At 70.4% G+C, this 26,029-nt stretch carries 21 protein-coding genes, 1 tRNA gene and 1 pseudogene; 9 read left to right on the plus strand and 14 right to left on the minus strand.

Annotation, left to right across the window (positions count from 1 at the left end):
- Nucleotides 1-487: 487 nt before the first annotated feature.
- From GKE82_RS05630 to GKE82_RS05640, 3 genes are all read right to left on the minus strand, one after another.
- A complete protein-coding gene (locus tag GKE82_RS05630; protein WP_154732635.1) occupies nucleotides 488-631 on the minus strand; it encodes a hypothetical protein in 144 nt (47 codons plus the stop codon).
- Nucleotides 628-1,359: a DUF6338 family protein gene (locus GKE82_RS05635; protein ID WP_154732636.1), complete on the minus strand. Its 732-nt coding sequence runs from the start codon at nucleotides 1,357-1,359 to the stop codon at nucleotides 628-630. The genes GKE82_RS05630 and GKE82_RS05635 overlap by 4 nt, the downstream gene beginning before the upstream one ends.
- 102 nt (nucleotides 1,360-1,461) lie before the next feature.
- Nucleotides 1,462-2,787 (minus strand): IS256 family transposase, encoded by a 1,326-nt coding sequence (locus tag GKE82_RS05640; RefSeq protein ID WP_196189050.1) that lies wholly within the window; start codon nucleotides 2,785-2,787, stop codon nucleotides 1,462-1,464.
- Between the two features lie 125 nt (nucleotides 2,788-2,912).
- Between GKE82_RS05640 and GKE82_RS05645 the strand changes: the two genes are divergently transcribed.
- From GKE82_RS05645 to GKE82_RS05660, 4 genes are all read left to right on the plus strand, one after another.
- Complete coding sequence (locus GKE82_RS05645) at nucleotides 2,913-3,545, plus strand: hypothetical protein (RefSeq protein WP_154732637.1); 633 nt, start codon at nucleotides 2,913-2,915, stop codon at nucleotides 3,543-3,545.
- Between the two features lie 41 nt (nucleotides 3,546-3,586).
- The gene (locus GKE82_RS05650) at nucleotides 3,587-4,525 is read left to right on the plus strand and encodes a hypothetical protein (RefSeq protein WP_154732638.1); all 939 of its coding nucleotides are present in this window, start codon (nucleotides 3,587-3,589) and stop codon (nucleotides 4,523-4,525) included.
- 302 nt (nucleotides 4,526-4,827) lie between these two features.
- Nucleotides 4,828-6,204 carry a hypothetical protein gene (locus tag GKE82_RS05655; RefSeq protein ID WP_154732639.1) on the plus strand — a complete coding sequence of 459 codons (1,377 nt, stop codon included), beginning with the start codon at nucleotides 4,828-4,830 and terminating at the stop codon, nucleotides 6,202-6,204.
- Between the two features lie 3 nt (nucleotides 6,205-6,207).
- Nucleotides 6,208-8,160, plus strand: a complete 1,953-nt coding sequence (locus tag GKE82_RS05660; protein ID WP_154732640.1) for a DEAD/DEAH box helicase family protein — start codon at nucleotides 6,208-6,210, stop codon at nucleotides 8,158-8,160.
- 74 nt (nucleotides 8,161-8,234) lie between these two features.
- Here GKE82_RS05660 and GKE82_RS05665 read toward each other — a convergent pair whose 3' ends face one another.
- The 8 genes from GKE82_RS05665 to GKE82_RS30575 form a co-directional block, all read right to left on the minus strand.
- Nucleotides 8,235-8,789 (minus strand): hypothetical protein, encoded by a 555-nt coding sequence (locus GKE82_RS05665; RefSeq protein WP_154732641.1) that lies wholly within the window; start codon nucleotides 8,787-8,789, stop codon nucleotides 8,235-8,237.
- Nucleotides 8,790-8,853: 64 nt separating this feature from the next.
- Nucleotides 8,854-11,031, minus strand: a complete 2,178-nt coding sequence (locus tag GKE82_RS05670) for a hypothetical protein (protein WP_154732642.1) — start codon at nucleotides 11,029-11,031, stop codon at nucleotides 8,854-8,856.
- Entirely contained in the window at nucleotides 11,028-12,290 is a 1,263-nt protein-coding gene (locus GKE82_RS05675; RefSeq protein WP_154732643.1) for a sigma-70 family RNA polymerase sigma factor, read from the minus strand. Before GKE82_RS05675 ends, GKE82_RS05670 begins: the two co-directional genes overlap by 4 nt.
- 308 nt (nucleotides 12,291-12,598) lie before the next feature.
- Nucleotides 12,599-14,062 (minus strand): hypothetical protein, encoded by a 1,464-nt coding sequence (locus GKE82_RS05680; protein WP_154732644.1) that lies wholly within the window; start codon nucleotides 14,060-14,062, stop codon nucleotides 12,599-12,601.
- A 503-nt stretch (nucleotides 14,063-14,565) separates the two neighbouring features.
- Nucleotides 14,566-14,639: transfer RNA gene (locus tag GKE82_RS05685), tRNA-Pro, on the minus strand.
- A 48-nt stretch (nucleotides 14,640-14,687) separates the two neighbouring features.
- Complete coding sequence (locus GKE82_RS05690) at nucleotides 14,688-15,101, minus strand: hypothetical protein (protein ID WP_154732645.1); 414 nt, start codon at nucleotides 15,099-15,101, stop codon at nucleotides 14,688-14,690.
- 59 nt (nucleotides 15,102-15,160) lie between these two features.
- Entirely contained in the window at nucleotides 15,161-15,787 is a 627-nt protein-coding gene (locus tag GKE82_RS05695; protein WP_107570617.1) for a response regulator transcription factor, read from the minus strand.
- Complete coding sequence (locus GKE82_RS30575; RefSeq protein ID WP_154732646.1) at nucleotides 15,784-17,091, minus strand: sensor histidine kinase; 1,308 nt, start codon at nucleotides 17,089-17,091, stop codon at nucleotides 15,784-15,786. Before GKE82_RS30575 ends, GKE82_RS05695 begins: the two co-directional genes overlap by 4 nt.
- A gap of 115 nt (nucleotides 17,092-17,206) precedes the next feature.
- Here GKE82_RS30575 and GKE82_RS05705 point away from each other — a divergent pair, with 115 nt between their 5' ends.
- The 5 genes and pseudogenes from GKE82_RS05705 to GKE82_RS05725 all read left to right on the plus strand — a co-directional run bounded on the left by GKE82_RS05705 (nucleotide 17,207) and on the right by GKE82_RS05725 (nucleotide 22,019).
- Nucleotides 17,207-17,689, plus strand: a complete 483-nt coding sequence (locus GKE82_RS05705; RefSeq protein ID WP_154732647.1) for a hypothetical protein — start codon at nucleotides 17,207-17,209, stop codon at nucleotides 17,687-17,689.
- Between the two features lie 82 nt (nucleotides 17,690-17,771).
- On the plus strand, nucleotides 17,772-19,460 hold the full coding sequence (locus GKE82_RS05710) for a calcium-binding protein (protein ID WP_196189079.1): 1,689 nt from the start codon (nucleotides 17,772-17,774) through the stop codon (nucleotides 19,458-19,460).
- Nucleotides 19,461-19,564: 104 nt separating this feature from the next.
- Nucleotides 19,565-20,002: a MarR family winged helix-turn-helix transcriptional regulator gene (locus GKE82_RS05715; protein WP_154732649.1), complete on the plus strand. Its 438-nt coding sequence runs from the start codon at nucleotides 19,565-19,567 to the stop codon at nucleotides 20,000-20,002.
- Nucleotides 20,003-20,106: 104 nt separating this feature from the next.
- Nucleotides 20,107-21,545, plus strand: a pseudogene (locus GKE82_RS05720) (MDR family MFS transporter); the annotation flags it as partial.
- 15 nt (nucleotides 21,546-21,560) lie between these two features.
- Complete coding sequence (locus GKE82_RS05725; protein ID WP_154732650.1) at nucleotides 21,561-22,019, plus strand: universal stress protein; 459 nt, start codon at nucleotides 21,561-21,563, stop codon at nucleotides 22,017-22,019.
- Between the two features lie 75 nt (nucleotides 22,020-22,094).
- On the opposite strand, the gene GKE82_RS05730 is transcribed toward GKE82_RS05725, so the two are convergent.
- From GKE82_RS05730 to GKE82_RS27905, 3 genes are read right to left on the minus strand one after another with little or no spacing between them, the layout of a single operon-like run.
- The gene (locus tag GKE82_RS05730; RefSeq protein WP_309233442.1) at nucleotides 22,095-23,129 is read right to left on the minus strand and encodes a beta-eliminating lyase-related protein; all 1,035 of its coding nucleotides are present in this window, start codon (nucleotides 23,127-23,129) and stop codon (nucleotides 22,095-22,097) included.
- Nucleotides 23,126-23,866, minus strand: a complete 741-nt coding sequence (locus tag GKE82_RS05735) for an SDR family oxidoreductase (protein WP_309233443.1) — start codon at nucleotides 23,864-23,866, stop codon at nucleotides 23,126-23,128. The genes GKE82_RS05730 and GKE82_RS05735 overlap by 4 nt, the downstream gene beginning before the upstream one ends.
- Complete coding sequence (locus GKE82_RS27905) at nucleotides 23,863-25,968, minus strand: DUF6421 family protein (protein ID WP_230316102.1); 2,106 nt, start codon at nucleotides 25,966-25,968, stop codon at nucleotides 23,863-23,865. Before GKE82_RS27905 ends, GKE82_RS05735 begins: the two co-directional genes overlap by 4 nt.
- Between the last annotated feature and the right edge of the window lie 61 nt (nucleotides 25,969-26,029).

Here is a 26,029-nt window from a genome sequence, read left to right on the forward strand (position 1 = left end):
ACTCATCAACGCACGACCGCTGTGACGCCAAGATGGATATTGCGCCACTTCTAGGAAATTAGAACTGCACCACCGTCGCGGTGGTGACCGATGCCGTCGGGACGCTCGAGGTCGATCTGGATCTCGAGGCGGCGCCGATGCGCCGAGGTCCGCCGCGCGGCCGTTCAGAAGCGACACTGGGGTAGGTCGGCGTAGCAGCCGGCCTCAGCCCCCAAGGACCCGTTTCCTTGAAGGCGCGTTTTCGAGCGTGACCCGACGTCCTACTAGGCCGAGGACTTCGGCGGCGACGCCTTGGCCGAGTCAGCCGGCTGCTGCGGTGGACTTGCGGGTCGCGGGATCCGGGTGCCCGCACTCGGCGTCATCCCATGTTCCAGAGGACGGCCCGACATGCCCTTCCCCTCGGCACGCGGGCTCATGCCCTCCCGCAGGTCACGCTCTGGCAGACCGCCGGCGTCCGGGACCTCTTGGATCCGACGCTCGTCCGCCACTAGGACTTCTTCGGCGTCGATGAAGGCTTGGAATCCGACGGCTGCTTCGGCGGTCCGGACGGCCGGGGAACACTGCCCGTAGGCGTGTACCCGCCCTTCTTGACCCCGTCCGACGGCCGGATCATCTTCTCGGTCTTGCTCATTGCTCAACGGTAGCGGTATCAGCTGCCGTCTCCGAACCCTCGGCAGCTCCGCGTCCGGGCTCTTCCGCATCCTCCGGGGTCTTCGGGTAGTCATAGACCTCAAGCGAGACGATCTGGCTCCCGGGGACGTACAGGCCCAGCGTCTTGTCGGACGGCTCGATGAACCAGCTGTCGTCATTGAGGATCCAGCGTTCTTCGAGGAAAATGTCTTGGCCGTGCTGGCTGTAGCCGGCCATGCTCTCGCCACTGAACAACCCTCCGATGACACGCCCGTCGGCCAGCGTCATCCGCACGAGACAGTGCCTGCGCTGCCGGAAGAAGTGCTCCCATCCCGAGCGCGTCGCATGCGATGGATCCAAGCCAAGCTTCTTCACCATCCACGCTTTCGCCTCGGACTCGCCGAACCGTTTGCCGGCGATCATCAGAAGCACGGGCGCAATCACAAAGGCGAAGAGCCCCAGCGCGGTGTAGACGGCGAGCGTCGAATTCCCGCGGTACAGCTCGCGGACCTGCGCCGCCCCGAGATCTATGAAGACCCCGACCACCACGGCACCGACCGCGGCCGTGGCGTAGATGATCGCGCTGTAGTAGAGCGCGGTGAGCAGTAGTTCCAGCGCGTCTGTCCCGGCGCGCACGTGGTACGTCCGTTCGCGCAGAAGCACCGTCACGAAGCCCGGCAGCACGAATGCTGCGATCACGAGAACGGCTGTGCCAGTCTGCGGTGCCATCGCCACCGGGATGATGGCCCTACTAACGGACGCCTGACCCGATGCCCACCCTAACCGAGGATGTCCCGGTCGCCGTGGAACTTCTCGGCGGCGGTTCGGTGATCAGTGAGCGGGTGCGAGCGTAGCGGCCGGCTCGGGGGTCGTGGTGGACATGGTCGGCGAGGCGGTTGCGGAGCGTCGGGCGGCGAGGTCGCGCTCGACGGCGATCGTGAGTGTGGCGAGGTGGTCGACGCCGATGATTTTCCGGAACTGCTGTTCGGCTTCGAGCATGCCGGCGGCGGTCCATCTGAGGCACATGTCGCCGGACTGCCAGCGCTTCACGTTCCTGGAGGTGCGGCGGACGAACTCGATCATCGACTCGATCGGGTTCGTCGAGGCGAGGGTGCGGCGGAGTTGCTCGGGGCAGCCGAGGCGCTGCAGTGTGAGCGTCTCGGGGAGGCCTTCGCGCAGCGACGCCGCGGCTCCGGGATGGGAGTGGGCGAGTTCGTCGGCGAGCCGGTTGAGGCCGTCGAGCGCGAGCTCGTAGTTGGACTGCTTCCAGGCGGTGCGCAACCTGCGCTTGACGAGGTCGCGATCGGCCTCGGGGAGGTGGTCCAGGACGTTCCTCTCCTTGTGGCGGATGCATCGCTGGACGGGGACCGGGCCGAGGACCTGGTCGACCGCCGCGCGCAGCGCCTTTCCGCCGTCCAGGACGACCAGGACGCCCTGGTCGAGGTCCAGGCCACGGTCGACGAGGTCGGCGAGGAGGTGCCGGGCGACCGTCTGGTTCTCGGTGCTGCCGTCCCAGAGGCCGAGCGGGACCTTCACCCCATCGGTCGTGACCCCGAGGGCGACGACGCAGCAGCGGCCTTTGAGCTCGATCCCGTCGAGCATCAGCGCCGCCAACCGCACGTCGCCCAGGTCGCGCGACATGAGCGCGCGCAGGTGCTCGGTCGTGCGCCCGACGAACTCGCGGCTGACCGCGCTCTTGGAGGTCGACCGCTCGGCCGCGGTCACGTGCTCGCCGACCGGCTCCCGGGTGCGCGCGAACCGTCGCGTGGAGACGCCGGCGAGCATCTGCTCGAGCACGACCCGGGTGAGTGGGTCACGGTCGGCGAAGTGCGCGTAGGTCTGAAGGCGGATCTCGCCGCTGCCGTCAGCGGCCCGCACCCGCGGGCGTTGCACGCCGACACGCCGGCCGCCCAAGGTGACCTCGCCCGGTTCGTGGCCGTGGCGCACCGCGACGCGGTCCGGGTCGCGTCGGCCTTTCGGGCCGACGACCTCGGTGACCTCTTCTTCCATCAGCGTGTCCAGCACGCCGAGCCCGACGCCGACGCTCAACGCCAGCAGCCCGTCCTTGGCGGCATTGACGAGCTCTCCGAGCGCCTCCTGCACAGCGGGCGGCAGCGCGAGCTCGCGGCCGTCGGGGTCCTGCTCTACGTTCCTCACGGCGGTTCTCCTGTCTCGGATGGACTTCAAGCACCCGTCACGCTCCCAACGGGAGCGGACGAGGCGGGAGAACCGCCGCCTACAAAGTTCTACGAGCTACGGGACAACCTCCCCTAACCCGAGACATGGACCATGCGGCCGCCGTCGCGCATCTCCGCAAGGAGGTGGCGAACACGGCACGGGCCGAGACCGGAAGACTCGTGACCACGGGCGAGCCGGCGTTCTTCGGGGCCGTCCGCGCCGTCATGTCCGACCTCGATTACGTCGCGGCCCTGTACTACGGCTGGAACGGGGCGCGACGCGATCAGCTCGCCACGAAGAAGAAGACCGTCAGATTCATCCGCGAGGTCGTCAACGACGCCGCCGCCGGCCAGGGCTATGACCGCTGGGCATCCCACCTATACGAGCTGTACCGGACCGGCGTCGTTCACCTCCGTGCCCCGAAGATCCTCTCCAACGCTGACAATGACCCGCCGAAGCTCGGCTGGCTGCTCATGCAGCAGCGCGCCGAGCCGCTCCCCGCAGGCCTCGGCCCCGGCCAGGCTCAGCACCTTCGACCCGCGCACCGCAAGGGTCACGACACCCTCCTTCTGCCTCTGGCGATCGACGCGCTCTTCGAGGACTACCTTGCCGCCGTGGACCTGTTCGCCAACGGACTGCAGGACGAAGCAGCCGCCGACGAGACGCCCATGCTCGACCGCTGGCGCCAGACCGCCGACGCCCTGTGCGACCCGGATCCGTCGCAGCTTCAGTGGTGACCGCCGTCGAGCTGATCGCCGCTCGCGGTTAGCCTCGTCGCATGGAGAAGGAGACTGCCACGACCATATGGCGCACGAAGCTCCGCTCGACTGTCGAAGGCGTCGATCACGGCCAGCAGGTACAGCACTGCCTCGACCAGCAGATCGTAGGAATCGGATGGGGGATCAACGAGGCCGACGAGTCCTGGACGCTCGATCAGGTCGTCCAATGGGCCGACGCCCACACCACCGATGGCTGGGGCCACTCGGCGGCCATGACGATCCGTCGATTTGGTGAGCAGCTCCTGGTCGGCGATTTCGTCTGGACCCGCGACACCGCCGGCCGCTACCTGTTGTGCAAGGTGACGGGCCCGTGGCGATTCGATGCTTCGTCCGCTGCCTACGATGTCGACGTCCATCAGGTTCGCAGCGTCGATTGGGCTCCCCGCCCGCTGAACGATCTAGAGGTCCCTGGCTCGGTGATCAGAACGTTCGTGGGCACCGGGTCGAGCTTCAGCCGCGTGCTTCCGGACGGTGCCCGGCTCCTGAGCGAGTACCTCTGGGAGGTCCTCCATGAACGCGAACCCCCGCAGCTGGACATCACTGCCAAGGAAGTCCTGACCGAGCACCTGGACCCGTACGACGTCGAGGACCTCATTTATGTCTGGATGCAGATCGAACGAGGGTACGTCGCGTTTCCCCGCGCCCGCGCTCGGAACACCCCCGCGTACGAGTGGTCGATGTTGCATCGCAGCACGCTGCGCCGCGGGATCGTGCAGGTGAAGACCGGCGCGACCCCCGTCGACATCGACGAGCTACTCACTGCGGCAGATGCCGCGCCGACCGATACCTACGCCTACGCGACGAGCGCAAACTACGACGGCGACACCGGGTCGCTCACCCAATTGATCACGACCGACATGCTCGTCCAGTTCGCCCGTGAGCACGACGAGTTCTTGCCGGCTCGCATCCGGGCCTGGTTCGCCCTGGCTCGCGCGTGACCCGCACGAGCGTACATTGACACGCGCGGCCTGACCGCAGCGCGAAGGATCGACGGCACTCGGCCTTCGTTCTGGCGCTTACAAGCGTCCGTGACCGGCTTGTAGTGCTGTGAGTTCTTCGCAGTTTCCGGTTCGTTTGCGACGGCTGCTCGATTCCGACCTGGCCACGGTGTACCTTGAGCTGGCCTCGTTCTTCGGGGCACGCACCGACGCAGCACCCGCCGACGAGCCTCCGGTTCTGGGCGTTCCAAAATTCATCGCCCCCGGTTACACCGTTCAGGGCCTACATACAGGAGGAGCGCATGGCGCTCGTTTCCTTTTCCACTTCCTTGCCGTGCAGGCTCGGCCGCGCTTGGCTTGCCGAGGAGTATCTCGCTGGCCGCACGCCGCCAGCCGAGCTGGAATTCACGCTGGACACCGCGACACTCGACGGAGAGTTGAGCAACCGCGCAGCAGCGCTGATCGCGCAGGTGTACCGGGGCGGTCACGACAACCGGGTACTAGTCCACGGCACCGGTATCGATGCATCGGCTTACTGCGACGACCCGCACGCAGAAGACCCCGACGTCGACTACATGGATTGGCCTATCCGTGAGCAGATCGGCGACTGCCCCGAGATCCCGCGACCGACCACCAACCCGACGACCGTCATCGACGCCTACGAGAACTGGGTTGCGCAGTACCGCAGACTCGCCCCAAAGGCTCTCTCACGCTGGATCGACAAGTACGCGTCATCGATCGACGACCCCGACCATCTCGAACGCCATTTCGGATTCACGCCCGACCAGCTGCAGACTCGTGTTCAGTATCGGATCGAGGGTTCCGGCGAGATCCACCACACCCTTGTCGAAGGCACGAAAGATCTTGCTGCGTTTCAGCATGCGCGTAGCGCACTGCTTCTCCACCGCGTGACCATGGGCGGAATCGACGCATCGTCGGTTCAGGCGGCCAACTTGATCCATGGCAAGTGCCCGACCCTGCCGGCGCAGACGTTCAACGTGAGCGACCTAGTCGCCGCGTACGAAGCGTGGGCCCAGGACTGGGTGCGCATCGCTCGCCATCACCACGCAGGATTGACCGCGCAGCGTCGCTCCTTCGAGGTCGAGATGCTCAGGTGGGCACAGCAGCACGGCAGCGAGCAGTTGCGCATTGGGCTGGAAGACGGCTTTCGTATGACGAAGCTGTACCTCGAAGAACGCATCGAGCACACCGCGCCCGGCTTCTACGCCGCCTTCCAGGCGAAGGACGCCGAGCCGGTCTGGAAGCCGCGATCCGCCCCGAGCGAGACCGCCCTTCGGATGCGTCGAGCCGTCCAGGCGCGGTTCGAAAGCGCCGACGACACGGCCGATCTGAAAGTGACCATCGGTTGGCTGGACGCCGAGAATCTTCCGAAGGACATGATCCGGCTCGTTCCCGACTGGGGGCCCGACGATGATGAGTGGAAGTTCGAAGCGATCATCGTGCCGGACTGGCTGGGCCGTTACACCCTGATCGGCCCGGTCGGCTCCAGCGAGCACAACGTCCCCGGCCATGTCGCGTACGTCCTCGAGGAATCTACGTACGGGCTCGGCCCGTCAGAAGGATTCGGTGCTCAGAGCGCTGGAGGATTCGCGGCTCCCGTCGACGCGACTGACTTCACGCCCGCGCCGCCGAACGGCGACGACGACATCCCGTTCTAGACCATGAACGAGTCTGAATTTGACCCTAGGCGCCGGTTCTCCGGAGCCGAGCGAGCTGCGCTTTTTGCGGCCGCGGATGGTCGCTGCGCTCTGTGCGGCGACCTGCTGAACGTCGGCTTCCATGCCGACCACGAGACCCCGCACATCTTGGGCGGGCGCACTCACGTCACCAACGGGCAGGCGCTCTGCGCCCGCTGCAATCTCAGCAAGGGAGCATCGATGTCCTCAGCGTTCTCGTCCCCGTCCCCGCGGCGCGCCCGCGTTCGTGCGCTCCCCGCAGACCTGAAGCTCCGTGATTGGCAGGATCGCGCGCTCGCTGCCCTGCGCGTCCATGACGGTCAGGCGTTTCTGATTGCCGCTACCCCCGGCGGAGGAAAGACGATCCCGAGCCTCGTCTACGCAAACGAACTGCTCGCGGCAGGAACGATCGACCGGGTCGTCGTGGTGTGCCCGACTTCCAACCTGGCAAGGCAGTGGGCGCGCGACGCCCACCGGCTCGGCCTCAGCCTGGAGCCGAACTGGGACGGCGTAACCGAGCCCGCCGACGTGCACGGTGTGGCCATCACCTACGCGAAGCTCACCCACGCTGCGCTCGTCCTCGCCCGCGCATCAGGCCGCGAGCGCACACTGGTCATCGGCGACGAACTGCATCACCTGGGCCAGGACAAGTCTTGGGCGAGCGCCTGGGCGGAAGCGTTCGGGCAGGCGCACAAATGGCTGCTGCTCTCCGGCACACCATTTCGGTCCGACAATCTGCCGATCCCCGGGGTGCGCTACGACGAGGACGGGGTCAGCCGGCCTGACTTCAGCTACACCTACGGTCAGGCGATCGGCGATGGTGTCTGCCGCGCGATCGCGTTCGTGCCGATGAACGGGCCCCTCGTGTGGACGTCCGACGGACGACGCATCGAGGCGGACTTCACGGTCGCACTCTCGGCGAAGGAGGCGGCGCGTCGGCACCGCACCTCCCTGTCACCGCACCTCGCCGACGGCCTGCAGCGCATTGTCCGCGAGGCTGACGAGCGGCTTACCCAAGTCCGCGAAACGATGCCCGACGCCGGTGGCCTGATCGTGTGCGAGGAGATCGAGCACGCTCGCGCCGTCGCTGCGGTCGTGGCACAGATCACCGGCGAGGCGGCAACGCTTGTGGTGTCCAGTGATCCTCTGGCGTCGGAGCGTCTTGAGGAGTTCGCGCGGACGTCCAAGCGGTGGCTCGTGGCCGTGAACATGGTGTCTGAAGGCACCGACATTCCCCGGCTTCGGGCGCTGGTGTACGCGACGCCGAAGAAGACACCATTGCTGTTTCGACAGATCTGCGGACGGGTCGTGCGGACCTCGCCGACATCCGGCAACGATTGCTCTTTCGTTTTCATTCCCGCCGACCCGACGCTGCGGCAACTCGCTCACGACGTCGAACGCGAGATGGAGCACCGTCTTGAAGACGAGGACCCCGGTTCGGGCCCCGAGACCAATGACGAGGACAGGGCCTGCGACGAGCCGACCGGATCGTTTGCCGCGCTGGGCGCAGACTTGGCTCCGCAGGCCGCGATGGTTTCCGGCACCGAGATTCCCGATCCCGACACGGCCTTCCATATCGAAGCGCTCGCACGCGCTCAGGGGGTCACCGTCGAGGAGATGTGGCGGCGCATGAACGGGCGCACGGCCGCGTCGACGAGCACCGAGATCGCCGAGGAGCCCGACTACGTGCGCCGCAAGAAGCTGCGCAACCAGCGCGACGCTCTCGTGCGCCGGCTTGGCGAAATTCTGAATCGCACCGTTCCGTTCAGCCAACTGCACTCACAAACCAGTCAGATGTGCGCAGCCGGCCGGACGGTGAAGGAGCAAACCGTCGCGGAACTTGAGGCCGGAAATCGCTGGCTGGAGACTCGCATCGCCGCCGAGGTCGAACGACGGCGGCGCACACGCAGCGATGACCAAGCACGCATGGCGATCTAGAGGGCCCGTCAGCCGCTGTCGCCGACGCAGAACGTGGCCGAACCCTCTTCGTTGGCGCATCGGTCGGCCTCGGGTCAGCAGGCGACTATTAGATGGAACCCGAGGTCAGCCGCTGTGCCCGCCGCGTCGTAGGTCTGCACGGCCACTCCGCCACTCCCCGAATCTGCCACGGTCACCCGACCCGCCGGCGCCGGCGCCCCCTCGGTTGTCGCGAGCGTCGCCGAGAAAGCGCACGCGCTCACAGGACTCGGGAATGACACGAGGTAGGTCCCGAATCCACCGGCTTTGCCGCCGCTCGTTGCGTTGCCACGGGTGAACGTCCCGCTCGGTGCGACGACCGCGAAGAACTTGGCCGCGCCGGGCCCGGCCGGACCTTGCGCCCCGACCGGACCTGCGGGTCCAGCCAGCCCGCGCAAAGACTTTCGAGCGTCGAGGCTCAGGTCCCGGACACCAAGCGAACGATCCCGAACCTCGCTCGACCGAACCGCCGCGGTCCGGATCTGCTTGTCCCCGACGCTGTTCCGCGGCAGCGTGATCGCCGCGTAGGAGCTCCCGCCGAGGGCGACGAAGACCGCGAACGTCGCCATGACGTTCGCGTAACTCAGGTTGGCCTTGCATCGATCGATCACGTCGGTCCTCCGTTCCGCATGGTTTGCGTTCCTCGTCCTAGCGGCGTGCCGCAGGTTCTCTCCCCTACAACCCGCGAACTCGAACGCGGATGCTGCGCGAGCCGCCCGTGACAAACGGGTAGCCGCTCTCCCGCGGAACGCGCGCACGGAACCGGTACGTGACGCGCCCGTTGGTTCCGTCAAAGCGGTAGTCGTGTCGCCACGTGCCCTTCTTTCCCGTGCGCGTTGTCGCAAAGGTCCGCCACTTCCCGCGGGACAGCACCTGGACCTCGATCAGCTTGCCGGCCCCTGGGATTCTCCCCGTCGTCACCGCACCACGAAAGCGCACCGTGTCGCCGTTGACGAAGGAGCGGCGGTTCGGCCGGATCGTCGTACGCGAGCGAACGTTCAGCTTGAGGTCCCGGGTGACCGACCGTACCTGAGGCGCACCGGCGTAGCGGATCGTGATGCTGCGGCTCGGCCCCTTGCGCACGAGGAAGGAGAACCTGCCCGTGCGCGAGGTCTTGACGGTGGCGATGACGCGTGGCGGCGTCACGCCGTCGAGGACCTGCGAGACGGCCTGGACCTCGAGATCCTGCAGCGGGTTGCCTTCGGGTGACGTCATCCGGCCCCGCACGCGAACGAGCTGCCCGTAGCTGACGCGGGCCGCGGACACGAGCTTCTCCCCACGGCGGCTCCGCTTGACGACGCCGACGGCGAGCTTTGTTTTCAGCCGAAGCGGAAGCGTGATCTGGGCGGTCCGACCGTCCTTCATCGTTGTCGTCGACCGTTCGTTTCCGGCGTGGTCCGCTGCGCGAGCTCGCAGTTCGAAGAGCCCGTCGCCCAGGCCCTCGTCATCGATGCGCGCGATCAGGCGCTCGGCGTCGACTGTCGTCGCCAGCGCGGTCCACTCGGTCGCTCCGACCCGTCGCATCTCGATCGCCCCGGACACCAGACCAGAGCCGCGGTCGGACACCTTCGCAGTGACGCGCGTCGGGTCATCGGCGGTGAGCGGCTCCAGCTCGACCTCCGGGCTGGCGTCGTCGTAGCGCAGCGTCATCGACGGTGCGGCGAGCCGCTCCTCCTGATTGCCGGCCGCGTCTCGGAGCCAGAGCCTCAGCAGGTACTCGCCCGGCGCAGGGAGCTCGAGCTTGTCGAGCGCCTCGACGTCGGCCTTGTCCTCGCTGCCGCGCTTGCACTCCTTGCCGTCGGGCGTGCAGAGCTCCCAGTTCACGCCGGCGATGGGCGCGGCCGTCTGGTCGGGGTTGGTCCACCTGATCTTGAAGCCATTGCTCGGGCGCCAGCCGTCACCCCCTTCGACGATGACGTCCTTCGGCGCGTCAGGCGCGTTGTTGTCCACCTTGACGGCGCGGCTCGACGTCGATGCGTTCCCAGCGGCGTCCACTGCGGTGAGCGTGACCGTGTGCTCACCGTCGCCACCCCATCCGGATGTGTTCTGCGGCTCCTCGATGGAGGCCGGCGGACAAGGGGTCGGACGCGTGAAGTCACACGGCGGGGAGCTCGTCCCGACCCGCTTGCCGTCGACCGAGATCCCTATCTCGCGGATGCCCGAGGGGTCGCTCGCGTCGAAGCCCGCCGTGTGGCTCCCGGCGAGCCAGCCGTCACTGGTCCACAGCGCGCCGCGTCCGCCGGCCAGCGCCGGTCCGGCGTCGTCGCGAACGCGGACGAGCACGTCGCGAACCCGGAATGCAGCGATACCGGTCCGTGGGCAAATGCCCGCCCCGCAGCGAGTCTCGAAGCGCACGCGCGGTTGGTTGATCGCGAAGTCGAACCGGCTCGGGAAGAAGTTCGTCGGCCCGGGTGTCTGACCGGAGCCGCAGTCGACACCGGGAGCGAAACCCCAGACGCGCGTCCCGCCCAGGTCGTAGCCGCTCGCGACGACACCAGTTCCCCACGAGCAGTCGTGACGTTCGAAGCCCGCTTGGAAGTGCACGCTCTCGACGACGTTCCCACCGGGTGCGTCGAAGACCATGTACGCGCCCTCCAGGAACGAGCTCTGGCCGTTGTCCCAACCGTTGCGCACCGTGATCCCCTGGCCCGCAGGGCATTCGGCGAACGCCGTCAGACCGGCGTTGCTCAGCGGGAAGAACGCGTTGTTGGCTCCTCCGGCAACGGCCGGGTTGCACGCGTGCACGTCGTACGTTCCAGCTCGTGCCATGCCGGGGGCGACAAGCATGCCCAAGGCCATGACCACCAGCAGGTTGACCAGCCCGATCCTCATCTTGCTCCGCTCCTCGGTCATGGGGTGAACTCGCCTCCACCGTCTACAGGGGCCGCCGCCGGCTGGCGCGATGCCGGGACGGACCCGACTGAACCGGGCCCGAACTCGACGCTCCCGGCGGGCGCCGGCGAAGCCGCCGCCGGGCCGTTGGTCGTGGGAACGGGGGCTGAGGGTGTCGCGGCTGGTGCTGGTGCCCTCGGCTTCGAACGTTTCGGTGCCGCGGGCCGTGGCGTCGGCGTCGGCCTGGGTGCGACGGCCGCTACCCGCTCCTCCTTCGGAGCGGGCCGCTTCTCGTAAGGCTTCGCTTGGGCGTTCTCGGGCTTCGGGTCCCCGCCAACCACGCCTAGTTCGACGCACGTCGCTGCCCCCGCCCCCAGGCTGAGGCAGACGACGACGACCTTTGCCGCGCTCGCTGCGCCGGCGCCTGCCAGGCCGCCCGCCACCGGCTCGAGCGTCGACCCGTGGCTGCCGGACCGCCCGAGCAGTGATCCAACCGTCTCCCGAAGGCTGGAGGCCGCGTTCTGGACGTGGTCGAAGAACGGCACAGCACGATCGGTCTGCGCGTCGAGGACGACCGGCACCGGCAGCGCGGCTGCGACCTTGTCGAGGCTGGCGCGCATCTGCGCGAGCATCGCTCGGCACGCCGGATCGGTGTCGACGAGGTGCTGGGCACGCGCGCGCTGCGCTTCGCTGGCGATCCCGGAGAGGCACGTGTGAAGGAGGCTCCGCTGACGCCGGGTCCACGGCGCTTCCCCGGTCTCGTCAGCGAGGAGTTGCTCCTCGATCAGCCGGTAAGCACTTCCGAAGAGCTTGTCGAGACGCTTGCGACTGATTCCGAGCGCGCTCTCGATCTCGACCGAGGTCATGCCGAGGTCGAAGCGCATCTTTACCGCTGCGGCCCGTCGCTCGTCGAGCGCGTCGATGACGTTTCTGACCGCCTTCGCGTCGATGTGAACCTGGGCGATCTCGTCGGGGAGCGGGCCTATGTCCATCTGCTCGCCGAGAACATCTCCCTTGGGGTCCTCGGGTGCCGCTGCGACGTTGCGGAGCTTGTCTCTCGCGCGACGCCAAGCGATCAGCCGGAGGAACGCGCGGAGGTTCTTGACCTCGGTCCCTTGCTGGATCTTCTCCAGCGCCTCGACCCAGGCCTCTTGGTAGAGGTCCTCGTGGTCGTCCACGCCCGCGAACTCGAGGCGGAGCATCGACATGATCGCGGCGCGGTGCTCCTCGAACGCTCGGTCGAGTTCCGGGCGCTCGTCGGCCTGTGGCGCTAGTGCCACCGTCGGGCCTCCCAGGTGAACGCGTCCGGCACGGTGCCGCTCCCTTGCTCGCGGCGCGATTTACCCGTTCGCTCAGTTTGCGAATCGCCGCGCGGTACAACATTGCGACGATCGGGGGTCGGCCGCCTGAGGCGTGCCGTGCCGAGGAGGAAAGACTTGCCATACCTTCTTAGTCGCGCGAGAGCCGAACTACTCCCCCCTGAGTTCGTTGGTCGGCTAGTCATAAACCCGCGGCGGTGTCGCGCGGCTCTCGTGGCGCCCGAACGCATCGACGAGGCCGGGCAGCTCGTTCTGCCGGTAGAGGTGCGCTAATGGACCGGCAGCATCGAGCGCCAGGGAGCGGTCGATGCGCGCACAACATGCGGGTCCGATCCGCTCTCGGGTGGATACGTCGCTACTGCGCCCGGTATCGAGATCGCGCACGCCCGCGGCGCATGATCGCTTGAGGTCGCGTCATAGAGCACCGTGGCGGTCACGCACTCCGCGTGACCACATCTATCTCGTAGGTGCGCCTCAACGATCCAGACGTAATGCGGAAGATGTGCCAGCCGGATCGCCTGAAGCACCTCGTCGGACGAAGTCTGCTGAGCAATCTCCCGCTTGAATTCGCGGTTGCTCTTCAGTCGAGTTCGCAACTGGACCGTACCGTCGAGCAGTCCCTCGGCCAGCGACTGTGATGCCGCGTTGCCCGCCCAAATCGCCCGCAAGCTCAGAAACGCGTCATTCTCCGCAGCTTCTCCGGTCAGGAAAACGCGTGGCGGCAACGGGACCATGATGCTGTGCCAAGGAGATTTGTAGTGCTCCCAGGGATAGCGGATTTCCTCGTACGGTCCAACTTGGTCATCGCACGCAACGAAGGTGATGTGACCATTGCTCTCACGTTTCCACCCGACCACGACCCAGGCATGGTCACGGCCCGCGATCAAGACCGGGAACCCTGAGTTGAGATATCGGCAGATGATGCTGAAGCAGCGCTTGTCCCAATAGCCAGGCGCTAGCTCGTTCCCGTCCTCGTCGAATGCGGGCGTCGGGCCCGGGACCCCAACGACGTTTGGGAGCGCTGAGAAGCCGTAGAACAGAGCGGGCTGACCCGTCGCTCCGAACACCGCCTGCAGCTGGAGGAGGCTCAGCCCCTTGGAGGGCAAGGCGCGCTCCTGCGACAACAGGTCGGGCGTTAGAGCGACGAGCTCCGACGTCGACTGGCGCCCCACCAAACCGCGCCGATTCGCGGAGTAGTGGCAGACCCATGCGGCAGCGTGCGCACAACGAAGATATTCAGCGTCCTGTTCGCAGAACGGGACGCCAACGACTTGGAGGTCGTTGCCGAACAACGACACGGTCTCGGTCGCCGTGGCCACGGTCGCCTGTGCCAGACGTGGGGGGACCGCCAGGACCGTACGTCCGACACGCCCGACCTCGATCGGTCTCAGTACCGCGTATCCGAGATAACCATGGTCGGCAGGCAGCGCATGCAAGTCCGCGCTAGCAAGCTGACCCCGGAAGAAGTGGAGCCGTCGCGTGAACGGAGATCCGACGACGAACCGCTGTGCCCAGAAGGCCGCGTGTTCGCTTCGGTAGTCAACGTCGATGTAGCGATGTTCGACGACTACCGAAGAGCATCCCAACTCTCGAGCGACGGCCAGAACGCTCCGCCAGGCTCGTCCCCGCGCCGGGTACGCCGCTTCCAGCGCTTCCCAGTGCGCATCCGCCGTGAGCTCAACGACGTCGGCCCGTGTGTCCCCCGGGACCCAAGGATCGACGCCGGCGAGCACCTGTCAACAGACCTGAAGGAGTCCTTCGTGCGTCTCAGCGCTGCGGCGTGCCTCTACAACGCTGCGGCTCGCTTCGGCGTGCCGTTCCTGCTCATCTGCGGGCAGTTGAGCCCGCGCGCTTGCAACATCCTTCAAAACGGCGCTCAATGCATTGAACTCCGCCGTCTCTTGCCTGGCCATCTCCGTCAAGAGATCCGCCTTTCATCTCGCCCTGCAGGACCGACCCTAACGTCAGACCTGCTCCTCAATCCTAACCACACTGAGTCGATGGCGAGCCTAGGCTTCTGACCGGACGACGCGACGTTAGGCCTGGGCGTAGCGGGCGTCTCGCAGGGCCGCCACGGGAGGATCCCTCGCCGCCCTCGCAAGGACTGTGCCCGGCCGGACCCGAACCACTTGGGAAAACCGCTACGCCGAATTGGAACCAAATTGGAACCAAGTCGCCCACCGCGCGAGAAGCCACCAGACGGCGAAAGCCCCGCGTTTGCAGGGCTTTCGAGTAGTCGGGGAGACAGGATTTGAACCTGCGACCGCCCGGCCCCCAGCCGGGTGCGCTACCAGACTGCGCCACTCCCCGTGGTGCGTGGCACAGGGTACCGGCCCGGGGCCGAGGGGCGCGTCCCGGTCAGTCGGTGGTGCCGGCGAGGGTGGCGGCGGCGGTGCAGCTTGCGCCGCCGGGGCCGGTCGCGCGGACGCTGATGGCGTCGCTGCCGGGCAGGTCGCGGAGGGTGCGGCGGACGCTGAGGCCGCTGGAGGACGGACGGACGGTGAGGCGGGCGACGACGCGGCGTTCCTGCACGACGACGACGCGCCAGCGGGCGCGGGTGCTCACGCGCCGCGCGTCGAAGTCCAGGCGGATCGCGCCGTCCCGTGCGCGCAGGCGCAGCTGCGCGGTGCCCGCACCGGAGCAGCGGCCGCTGACGCGCGTCTCGGCGCGGTCGCCGTCACCGCCCTTGGCCGTCGCGACGCCCGCCCCCGGCCCGACGAGACCGAGACCGACGACGACAACGACGAGCAAGAGCGACGGGCGGCGCGGCACGTGCTGCACGCTGTCACGCCCCGCCCCCCACGGGCAATGGGACCTTGGTCGGACCGCGCTCATCCCGCCAGCCCGTGCCGCTCGGCCCACAGCGCGGCCTGCGTGCGGTCGGTGACGCCGAGCACGCGGAAGATCCGCGTCAGGTGCGACTTGACGGTCTTCTCGCTGATCTCCAGCCGGCGGGCGATGAGCTTGTTCGGCAGGCCTTCGACGAGCAGGCCGAGCACCTCGCGCTCGCGCGGGGACAGCTCCGCCAGCGGGTCGGGGGCGCTGCGCGCGTCGAGGATCGTGCGCGCCGCCCGCGGGTCCAGCGGCGACTCGCCGCGCGCCGCCGCGCGGATGCCGGCGGCGACCTCCTCGGCCTCCACGTCCTTGAGCAGGTAGCCGCACGCCCCGGCCTCCAGGGCGCTCATGATCCGGGGACGGTCGGAGAACGCGGTCAGCACCACGACGGCGGGCGCGTCGGGTCCGGCGGCGCGGATGCGACGGGTCGCCTCGATCCCGTCGAGCACCGGCATGTCGAGGTCCATGAGCACGACGTCCGGCGCCACCTGCGCGCACACCGTCACGGCCTCCTGCCCGTCGGCGGCGACCCCGGCCAGCTCCACGTCCTCCAGGGCGGCGATCAGCCGTCCGAGCCCGTCGCGGATCACGCCGTGATCGTCGGCCAGCACGACGCGGATCATCCCTGCGGCACCTCCAGCTCGACCGTCGTCCCCTCGCCCGGCACCGACGTGACGGCCAGCCGGCCGCCCGCCTGGCCGACGAGGCCCTCCAGCAGCGACAGGCCCACGTGGCCCTCCTGCGCCCGCCGCTCGCGCTCCCCGTCGGCGAAGCCGCGCCCGTCGTCGCGCACGACGAGCCGCACCCGGCCCTCCCCCGCGCGCACGGCGATCGTCACCGTCGCCGGGTCGGCGTGCGCGGCCGCGTTGCGGACCGCCTCGCGCGCCACCCGGTAGACGAGCTCCTGCCGCGCCACCGGCACCTCGCCGTGCAGGTCCAGGCCGGTCTGCACGCCCGCCCGGGCCAGCGGCGACAGCAGGTCGCTGAGCGCCACCTCCAGGCCCGCGGACGAGAGGTTCGGCGGATGGATCTCGACCAGGAGCGTGCGCAGGTCGCGCACGCCCTGGCGCAGGGTCGCGGTCGCGCCGTCGAGCACGCCGGCCTCCTCGTCCGCACCGCGTGCCCGGGCCGACGCGGCCAGCGGCGCGAGCCCGAACGCGACGCCCGCGAGGTCCTGCACGAGCCCGTCGTGGAGGTCGGCGGCGATCCGGCCGCGCTCGCGCGACGAGGACTCGACGGCGCTGGCCAGCAGCACCTCGCGCTCCTGGTGGCCGCGCTGCAGCCGCCGGGCCATCCGCCACGCCAGCGGCACCTGCAGCAGCAGCAGGACCACGACGCCGCCGATCAGCGGCGGGGCCATCGTGCCGAGCAGCCGCTCGGCGCTCGCGCTGACCGACCCGAACCGCTGGTAGATCTCGAACAGCACCTGCGTGCCGTTCGGGGTGCGGATCGTCGTGTGCGCCTCCAGCAGCTTGCCCTCCGGCCGCTCGAGCCGGTTCTCGGGCTTGCCGAGGTCGCTGAGTTCGGCCTCCGCCCCACCGGTCTCGAACAGCTCGCGCTCGTCCTCCCCGAGCGTGTAGCGGCGGCCGATCAGCGCTGGCTCGTCGGAGTAGAGGATCCGCCCGTCGCGCGTCCAGACCTTCACGCGCACGATCGACCCGGCCAGCACCTTGCCCAGCACGAGGTCGTCCAGCCGCCGCAGCGCGGCCGGGTCGCCGCGCAGCAGCCCGTCCTGCAGGCCCGCGGTCTCCACCAGCGACGCGATCGCCACGACGCGCTCGCGCGTGTCGCGCTCGGCCTCCTGCTCGGCGGCGTCGCGCAGCAGCACGAACCCGCCGACGACGATGACGGCCACGGCGACGAGGCTTGCGAGCACGAACCGCGCCACGGCGGCCCCCAGGCGCGGGGGTGGGGTCTGCGCGAGCACGGCCCGGATTCTCGCGGGGCGGGTCGCAGGCCGCCATCAGACCTTGGTCCCATTGAGATGCGGACCGCGGCCGCTCCACGATCCACCCATCCCGAAGCGACCCCCAGGAGGGACCATGTCTCGCACCACCCGCACCGCCGCCGCGCTCACGATCCTCGCCACCGCCCTCACCCCGGCGGCCGCGCTCGCCAAGCACGGCGCCGACGACGGCCCCGCCCACGACCGCGGCGACGACAAGGGCGGCCTGCGCGACGACCGCACCAGCGACGCCACCACGAGCAAGGGCAAGACCCGCAAGGCGCGCGTGCGCGTCACCGGCAGCTGCGACGGCGACTCCACCGCGAAGCTGAAGGCCAAGCCCGACGACGGCCGCCTCGAGGTCGAGTTCGAGGTCGACGAGAACCGCGTCGGCTCCGCCTGGGCCGTGACGATCACCCGCAACGACGACACCGTCGTGCGCCGCACCGCCACCACCCGCGCGCCCAGCGGCTCCTTCTCCGTGGAGCGCAAGATCGCCAACCCCGCCGGCACCGACCGCATCTCCGCCCGCGCCGTCAGCCCCTCGGGCGAGGTCTGCACCGCGTCGCTGTCGATCTGACGCTCCGGGCCGGGGTCCGAACCCGGACACCCGGCCCGAGAACCGCTCTGGGCCCGCCCGTGGCGCGGCTACCATGCCGCTCGTGTCCAGACTCCGCCTCAGCGCCCTCTCCGTCGCGCTCCTGCTCGCCGTCAGCGCCCTCGCCGCCACCGCCTTCGCGCGGACGATCGACGGCACGAGCAAGGGCGACCGGCTGACCGGCACCGGCTCGGCCGACCGGATCTCCGGGCGCGGCGGCAAGGACCGCATCGCCGGCCTCGGCGGCGCCGACCTGCTGGACGGCGGACCCAACGCCGACCGGCTCGACGGCGGCGCCGGCCGCGACCGGCTGCTCGGCCAGGCCGGCCTCGACACGCTGCTCGGCGGTGCCGGCGACGACCAGATGGACGGCGGCGGTGGCGACGACGACCTCGACGGCGGTGCGGGCAGCGACGTCCTGCTGGGCGGCACCAACGGCGACACGCTCGACGGCGGCCTTGGCAACGACACGCTCGACGCCGGGACCGGGGACGACACCGCCTCCGGTGGGGCCGGTGACGACGGCGTCGACGGCGGCGGCGGCGCCGACCAGCTCAGCGGTGGCGACGGCACCGACGAGCTCGCCGGAGGCTTCGCCAACGACCGCCTCGACGCGGGCCCCGGCAACGACACCGCCCGCGGCGACTCGGGCGACGACACGGTCGCCGGGGGCGACGGCGACGACCTCCTCAAGGGCGGGACCGGCAACGACACCGTCGACGGCGGCGCCGGGAACGACCGCATCGACGGGGACGACGGCGACGACACCCTCCTGGGCGGCGACGGCGCGGACTTCATCGTCGAGGCCCGCTACGGCAACGAGAAGCTCGTCGACGGCGGCGCCGGGGACGACTACATCCACACCAACCGCGGCCGCGACACGATCGTCCGCGGCGGCGACGGCAATGACGTGATCCGCACCGGCGGCGCGCCCGACGGCAAGGTGACGAGCAACGGCTCCCCCGCCCCCGACGCCGTGGTCGACGGCGGTCCCGGCAACGACATCCTCCTCACCGGCGGCTCGGCGGACCGCCTCAGCGGCGGCCCCGGCGACGACCTCCTCTACGGCGGCGGCAACGACAGCGGCCCCGACGCCTACGACTGCGGCGACGGCAACGACACCGTGTTCGTCGACGACGAGAACGAGGCCCGCGGCGCCGCCGCCACCGGCACCTGCGAGACGATCGTCATCGGCGACCCGTCCAGCGGCGACCCGCGCTTCGACGGCCTGAACGGCGCCCCGCACGCGGGCCTGGCGACCGGCGGCGCGGAGGGCGCCGCGATCCTCGAGGCGATCGCGGTGCAGGCCGAGAACCCGTCGATCCAGGGCACGGCCGGGCCGGACACGCTCAACGGCACCGTCGTCGGCGACTCGATGAACGGGCAGGACGGCGACGACGTCGTCAACGGCCTGCAGGGCGACGACGACGCCCGCGGCGACGACGGCAACGACCAGGTCTTCGGCGGCCTCGGCAACGACCTGCTGTTCGGCGACGCCGGGGACGACCTCCTCGACGGCGGCGAAGGCACCGACGAGCTCGAGGGCGGCGCGGGCGCCGACCGGCTGCTCGGCGGCCCCGGCGACGACCGGCTCAACGGCGGCCTGGGCGACGACGACGTCCAGGGCGGCGAGGGCAACGACGACATCACCGCCAAGGGAGGCGGCGCCGACGTGATCGACTGCGGCCCCGGCTTCGACAAGGTCGCCGTCGACCGCGCGGACCGCCACCGCAACTGCGAGTCGGTCTCCTGACGGCGACGGCCGGCCCCCACGCGGGGACGAGTCTCTCCACCCGCACGTGACATGCGTCACGCATCGCACCTGGACGTCCCTTCGCGGGTATAGTTGCTTGCATCATGCAAACAAAAGCCACGAGGCACGACACGATCGAGCTGCTGCTGCGCCGCATCTACGGCATCGGCATGGTGCAGCGCGAGCTCGCCCGCCAGGCCTCGCAGGAGCTCGGCTCCAACGGCTTCACCACGCTCGCCATCGTCCACACCCACGGCCCCCTGCGCATCGGCGACATCGCCCAGCGCCTCGGGGTCGACGTCTCCGTCGCCAGCCGCCAGGTCACCGCCCTCGTCAAGGTCGGCTACCTCGAGCGCCAGGCCGACGAGGCCGACGGGCGCGCCCAGCTCATCGCCACCACCGACGCCGGCACCACCGTGCTGCGCGACTGCCACCAGCGCATGGTGCGCGAGTTCGAGGGCGTGCTGGACGACTGGACCGAGCCGGAGATCGAGGCCCTGACCGCCGGTCTGGAACGCCTCAGGGAGGACTTCACCCGATGAGCCCGGACGCCACCCCCACGATGAGCCACCGCGCCGTCCTGACCGCGCTCAGCGGCCTGATGCTCGGCATGTTCGTCGCGATCCTGTCGAGCACCGTCGTCACCACCTCGCTGCCACGCATCGTCAGCGACCTCGGCGGCAGCCAGTCCTCCTACACCTGGGTGGTCACCTCCACCCTGCTGGCGCTCACCGTCAGCACCCCGATCTGGGGCAAGCTCGCCGACCTCTACGACCGCAAGCTGCTCGTCCAGACCGGCCTGACCATCTACGTGCTCGGCTCGATCCTCGGCGGCCTCTCGCAGTCGATGGAGTGGCTGATCGGCTGCCGCGTCCTGCAGGGCCTCGGCGTCGGCGGGCTCACCGCGCTCGTCCAGGTGATCCTCAGCGACCTCGTCTCCCCCGCGAGCGCGGCCGCTACGCCGGCTACCTCGGCGCCGTCTTCGGCGTCGGCACCGTCGTCGGCCCGCTGCTCGGCGGCGTCCTCACCGACGCGGTCGGCTGGCGCTCCACCTTCTACGTCGGCGTCCCGTTCGCCGCCATCGCGCTCGTGCTGCTCCAGCGCACGCTCGACCTGCCGCGCCGCCGCGGCGAGGTCCACCTCGACTGGGCCGGCGCGCTGCTCATCGCGGGCGGCGTCTCCTCGCTCCTGATCTGGGTCTCGCTCGCCGGGCACGACTTCGCCTGGCTGAGCACCTGGACCGCCGGGCTGCTCACGCTCAGCGCCGCGCTGCTCGTTGCCGCCTACGTCACCGAGCGCCGCGCCCGCCAGCCGCTGATCCCGCTGACGCTGTTCAAGGACCGCGCGGTCGTCATCGCCACGCTGTGCAGCATCTGCGTCGGCACCGCGATGTTCGGCACCACCGTGTTCCTCTCCCAGTACATGCAGCTCGCGCGCGGCATGTCGCCGACCGAGTCCGGCCTGCTGACGATCCCGATGGTCGTCGGCCTGTTCCTCGCCTCCACCCTCATCGGCCGGCGCATCAGCGCCACCGGCCGCTACAAGCAGTGGATGATCACCGGCGCGGCGCTCCTCACCGCCGGGCTCGCCGCGATGGGCACGATGGACGAGACCACGAGCCTCGTCGAGCTCAGCGCCTTCATGCTCGTGCTCGGCGCGGGCATCGGGATGCTGATGCAGAACCTCGTGCTCGTCGTGCAGAACGCGGTCGCCCACGAGGACATCGGGGCCGGCAGCTCGGTCGTCGCGATGTTCCGCAGCCTCGGCGGCGCCATCGGCGTCAGCGCCCTCGGCGCGGTGCTCGCCACCCACGTCGCCACGAGCATCGGCTCGGGCGCGTCCGGCGGCGACGGCGCGGTCCCCGACATCTCCGCGCTGCCCGAGCCCGCCCGGCGCGTCGTCGAGCACGCCTACGGCACCGGCATCGCGGAGGTCTTCCTCCTCGCCGCCCCGCTCGGCGTCGTCGTGCTCCTCGCGCTGCTGACGCTCAAGGAGGTGCCGCTCGGCTCGCGCAGCGGCATCGACATCGCCCGCGAGCGCGCCGCCCGGACCGCGGCGTCCGACCCCACCCCCACCCCCGCCTAGAGAACGGAGCACCCCATGCAGGAGCTGCGCTTCAAGAACCTCCTCGTCGCCGTCGACGGCTCCCCCGGCTCCGCGCTCGCGCTCGCCGCCGCCGTCAGCGCCGCCCAGCGCGACCACGCCCGCCTGACGCTGCTGACCGTCGTCCCGGACGTGCTGACCGAGACGACCCGCTGGGGCAACGCCGCCGCGCTGCCCACCGGTGACCTGCAGGGCGACGCCGACCGGATGGGCCGCGAGACCCTCCAGGACGCCGGTCGGGAGATCCCGCAGGACCTGCCCGTCACGCTGCGCGTCCGGCACGGCAAGGCCGCCGCCCAGATCGTGCAGGAGGCGCAGGAGACCGACTACGACGCGATCGTCATGGGCGCCCGCGGCCGCAGCCGCGTCGGCGCGCTGATGGGCAGCGTCAGCCAGGAGGTCCTGCACCACTCGCCCACGCGCGTGTTCGTCGCGCACGAGCCCGCCGCCGCCTGAGCCGCGGCGCGAACGCCGGAGAGGACCGGCCGACGGCCCGGACCGCGGGGGAGCGGGACCGGGCCGTCGGTCCGCTCAGCCGGCGGCGTGCCGGGCGATCGCGGCGACGAACCCGTCGACGTCGTCCTCGGTCGTGTCCCACGAGCACATCCACCGGACCTCGCCGGTCAGCTCGTCCCACACGTAGAACAGGAAGCCGTCCGCCCAGAGCGCCTCGCGCACCCGCTCGGGCACGATCGCGAACACCGCGTTGGCCTGGACCTCCTGCGTCACCCGGACCCCCGGGAGCCCGGTCACGCCCGCCGCCAGACGGGCGGCCATCGCGTTGGCGTGCGCGGCGCTCAGGCGCCACCGGTCGTCGGTCAGGAGCGCGTGCACCTGCGCGGAGAGGTAGCGCTGCTTGGAGGCCAGCTGCATCGCGGCCTTGCGCCGCCAGGCGATCCCGTCGGCGTGCCCCTCGTCGAACAGCACGACCGCCTCCGCTCCCAGGCCGCCGTTCTTGGTGATCCCCAGCGACAGCGCGTCGACGCCCAGATCGCGGGTGGCCTCGCGCAGCGTGCAGCCGTCGGCCGCCGCCGCGTTCATGATCCGCGCGCCGTCGAGGTGCAGCAGCATGTCGTGCTCGTGCGCGAGGTCGGCGAGCGCGCGGATCTCCGCGCGGGCGTAGCGGGTGCCCAGCTCGGTCGACTGCGTGATCGACAGGACCTTCGGCTGCACCGCGTGCTCGTCGCCGAAGCGCACGAGCCGCGGCGCCACGAGCTCGGGGGTCAGCTTGCCGTCCGGCGTCGCGACCGGCAGCAGCTTGCGGGCGAGCAGCCGCTCCGGAGCGCCGCCCTCGTCGACGTAGATGTGAGCGCTCTCCGCGCACACGATCGCCTGGTGGTGCGCCGGCGCGAGACTCTCCAGGCACAGGACGTTCGCGGCCGTGCCACCCCAGACGAAGAAGACCTGCGCCTCCTCCCCCAGGTGCGCGCGGACGAGCGCGACCGCGTCCTGGGTCACCGGGTCCGCCCCGTAGGCGGGCACGTGACCGAGCGCGTCGGCCTGCGCGACCGCGGCGAGGACCTCCGGGAGCGCCCCCGCGTAGTTGTCCGAGGCGAACGCCGTCACCGGCGCGTCCCGCCGTGCAGCTGCAGGCGCTGGCCGTTCATCGCGCTCGCCCCGTCCCCCAGGACGTAGGCGATCGCGGCGGCGATGTCGTCCGCGTCGGCGAACGTCCGGTAGGCGCTGTCGGCCTTGCCCTCGACCATCGCGGCGGTGGCGATCGCGTCGACCACGACGACGTTCGCCGTCGCGCGGCGGGGGTCGTCCGCCTCCTGCTGGGCGAAGCCGTCGGCGAGCGCGAGCGTCCACGCCTCCGCCGCCGCCTTCGCCGCCCCGTAGGCGGCGTTCGTGAACGTCGGCGCCTGCGCCTGCTTGCTGCTGACGAGCACGAAGCGGCCGTGCCCGCTGTCCAGCAGCGGCCCCGCGAAGGCGCGGCTCGTGTGCTGCACGGTCCGCACGAGCAGGTCGTGCAGCAGCGTCCAGTCCTCCAGCGGGGCGCTCGGCAGCGGCTCGCCGCCCCGCCAGCCGCCGACGAGGTGCGCGAGCCCCGCGACCGTCCCGAAGCGCTCCACGAGCGCGGCGGCCCAGGCGGCCGTCGCGTCGGGGTCGAGCAGGTCGACCGTGCGGACGTCCACGCGCTCGGCCGGGAGCGCGAGCTCGGCCGCGAGCGCGTCGAGCTTCGCGGCGTCGACGTCGGTCAGCGCGAGCGTCGCGCCGTGCGCGGCGAGCGCCCGGGCGACCGCCGGGCCCAGGCCCCCGGTCGCGCCGGCGATCGCGACGACGCGGCCGTCGAGCGCGCTCACGCGGCCACCAGGGCCGGCTCGAGCTTCGGCTGCAGCTGCGTGTAGAAGACGCTCAGCGGGAACTCGTCGTCCTGCACGGCGTCGATCCACCGCTTCGGGTCGGGCTCCTCGTGCAGGGCGCGGGCGCCGCCGGTCCACACCGACGTGACGGCGGGCGCGACGTAGGAGCTGACGAGATCGTGGGCGGTCATCCAGTAACGCACCTTCGGGAGATCGATGCCGGAGCGGTACAGCGCCTCCACCTTTGCACGAAGCGCGACGACGCCGTCCGCCACGTCGTTCCAGTCGATCGTCAAGCGGTTGTCGGTCCAGCGGATCGTGCCGCGCTCGTGCAGGAACGCGAACAGCAGCTGGCCGCCGAGCCCGTCGTAGTTGCGCACCCGCGAGCCCGTCACCGGGAAGCGGAACAGGCGGTCGAAGAGGATCGCGGTCTGCACGTGGCGGGCGAACGCGAAGCCCTCCGCCTCGAGCCCGACCGCCTCGCTGAACGCGGTCAGGTCGCAGCGCAGCTCCTCCAGCGAGTACATCCAGTACGGCATCCGCTGGCGGATCATGAACGGGTCGAACGGCAGGTCGCCGCGGCTGTGCGCCCGGTCGTGGACGAGGTCCCACAGCACGAACGCCTCCTGGCTGATGCGCGGCGAGGCCAGCAGCGCCGCGGCGTCGGCGGGCAGGTTCACGCCGAGGACCTCGACGGCGGCGCCGCAGACGCGCCGGAAGCGCTCGGCCTCACGGTCGCAGAAGATGCCGCCGAAGTGGTTGACGGTCGGCTTGCGCTCCCCGGTCGAGAACGTCTCCGGGAAGAGGACCGCGCACTCGCTGTCGTAGCCCGCCGTGCGGTCCACGAACGTCACCGGCACGAACTTCGGGTTGTCGTAGCGGGTGCGCTCGAGCTCGGCCAGCCACGCCGGCCACGGCACGCGCACGACGAGCGCCTCGAAGCGGGTGTCGCGCGACCCGTTCTGCGTGTACATCGGGAACACGACGAGGTGCTCGATGCCGTCCTCGCGGTGCAGGTCGGGACGGAAGTGCTCGAGCGCGCCGGTGAAGTCGGGGCGCGGGAAGCCGTCGGCGACCCAGCGGTGCAGGTCGGCGACGGTCGCCTCGACGTAGGCGGCCTGGTGCGGGAAGTGCGGGGCGAGCGCGGCGACCGCGTCGGCGATGCGGCCGACGCGCGCGGCGAGGTCGGCGGCGTCGTGCGTGGCGGTGTCGACCGAGCCGTCGGGCTCCTGCAGCAGCCGCAGCGCGTCGACCTCGGCCTTCAGCGTGGCCCAGTGCGGGTCGGCGAGGACCGGGGACGCGGCGGGCGTCCCGCCGGCGGCGGCGAAGGCGGACTGCGCCGCCCACGTGATCGTGTCGAGCCAGAGCGCGCGGTGGTCGAGGTCGCCGAGGCAGTCGTCGCCGAACAGGTCGGAGTCGGCGAAGAGGACGACGCGGCCGGCGCCCGCGGTCGTGGCGGCGAGCAGCGGCGCGCCCGCGGGGTCGGCCTGCGCGGAGGTCTGCAGCAGCGCGGTGGCGCCGTTGCGCAGCTCGAGGGCCCCGGCGCGGTAGAACGCGGCGCGCTCGACGCGGGCGAGCAGGTCGGCGCCGCCGACGGTGCTGCGGGCTGCGGCGCGCTGGGCGAGCACCCAGGCGGGGTTGCCCGTGTGCGCGTGCGTGTAGTCGTAGACGGTGGTGGTGGCGACGCCCAGGCCGAAGCGGGCGAGCAGCCGGTCGACGTTGGTGCCGTACTTCGCCTGCTCGGTCTCGCCGAGCACGACGAGGCCGCCGCCGGCGCGGACCCACGCCTCGATGGCGTCAATCTCGGCGTCGGCGAACACCGGGGAGGCGCCGTCGGTCTTCTCCCACGTCGCCTCCGAGGGGTGCGCGATGACGAGCACGTCGGCGTCGGCGAGCGCGTGCGCGTCGAGCGGACCGTGCCGGTGGGCGGCGACGGTCAGCTCGCGGCCGCGCAGGGCGTCGGCGGCGTCGGCGTAGCTCGAGTCCTGCGGATGGGCGGGCTGCAGCGCGGCGGCCCGCTCGCGCGAGATCGTCCACGCCTCCCCGTGGGACTCGTCGAAGAGGACGCGCGCGACGGCGGCAGGGGCGTTCACGAGGGCCATGCGGAAAGGCTAGGCGGGCCCGATGCGACGCTCAATGCCGATCCGCTGCCGAAGTCCGGCA

The organism is Conexibacter sp. W3-3-2, from assembly GCF_009707605.1.
GTDB classification, from domain to species: Bacteria; Actinomycetota; Thermoleophilia; order Solirubrobacterales; family Solirubrobacteraceae; genus Paraconexibacter; species Paraconexibacter algicola.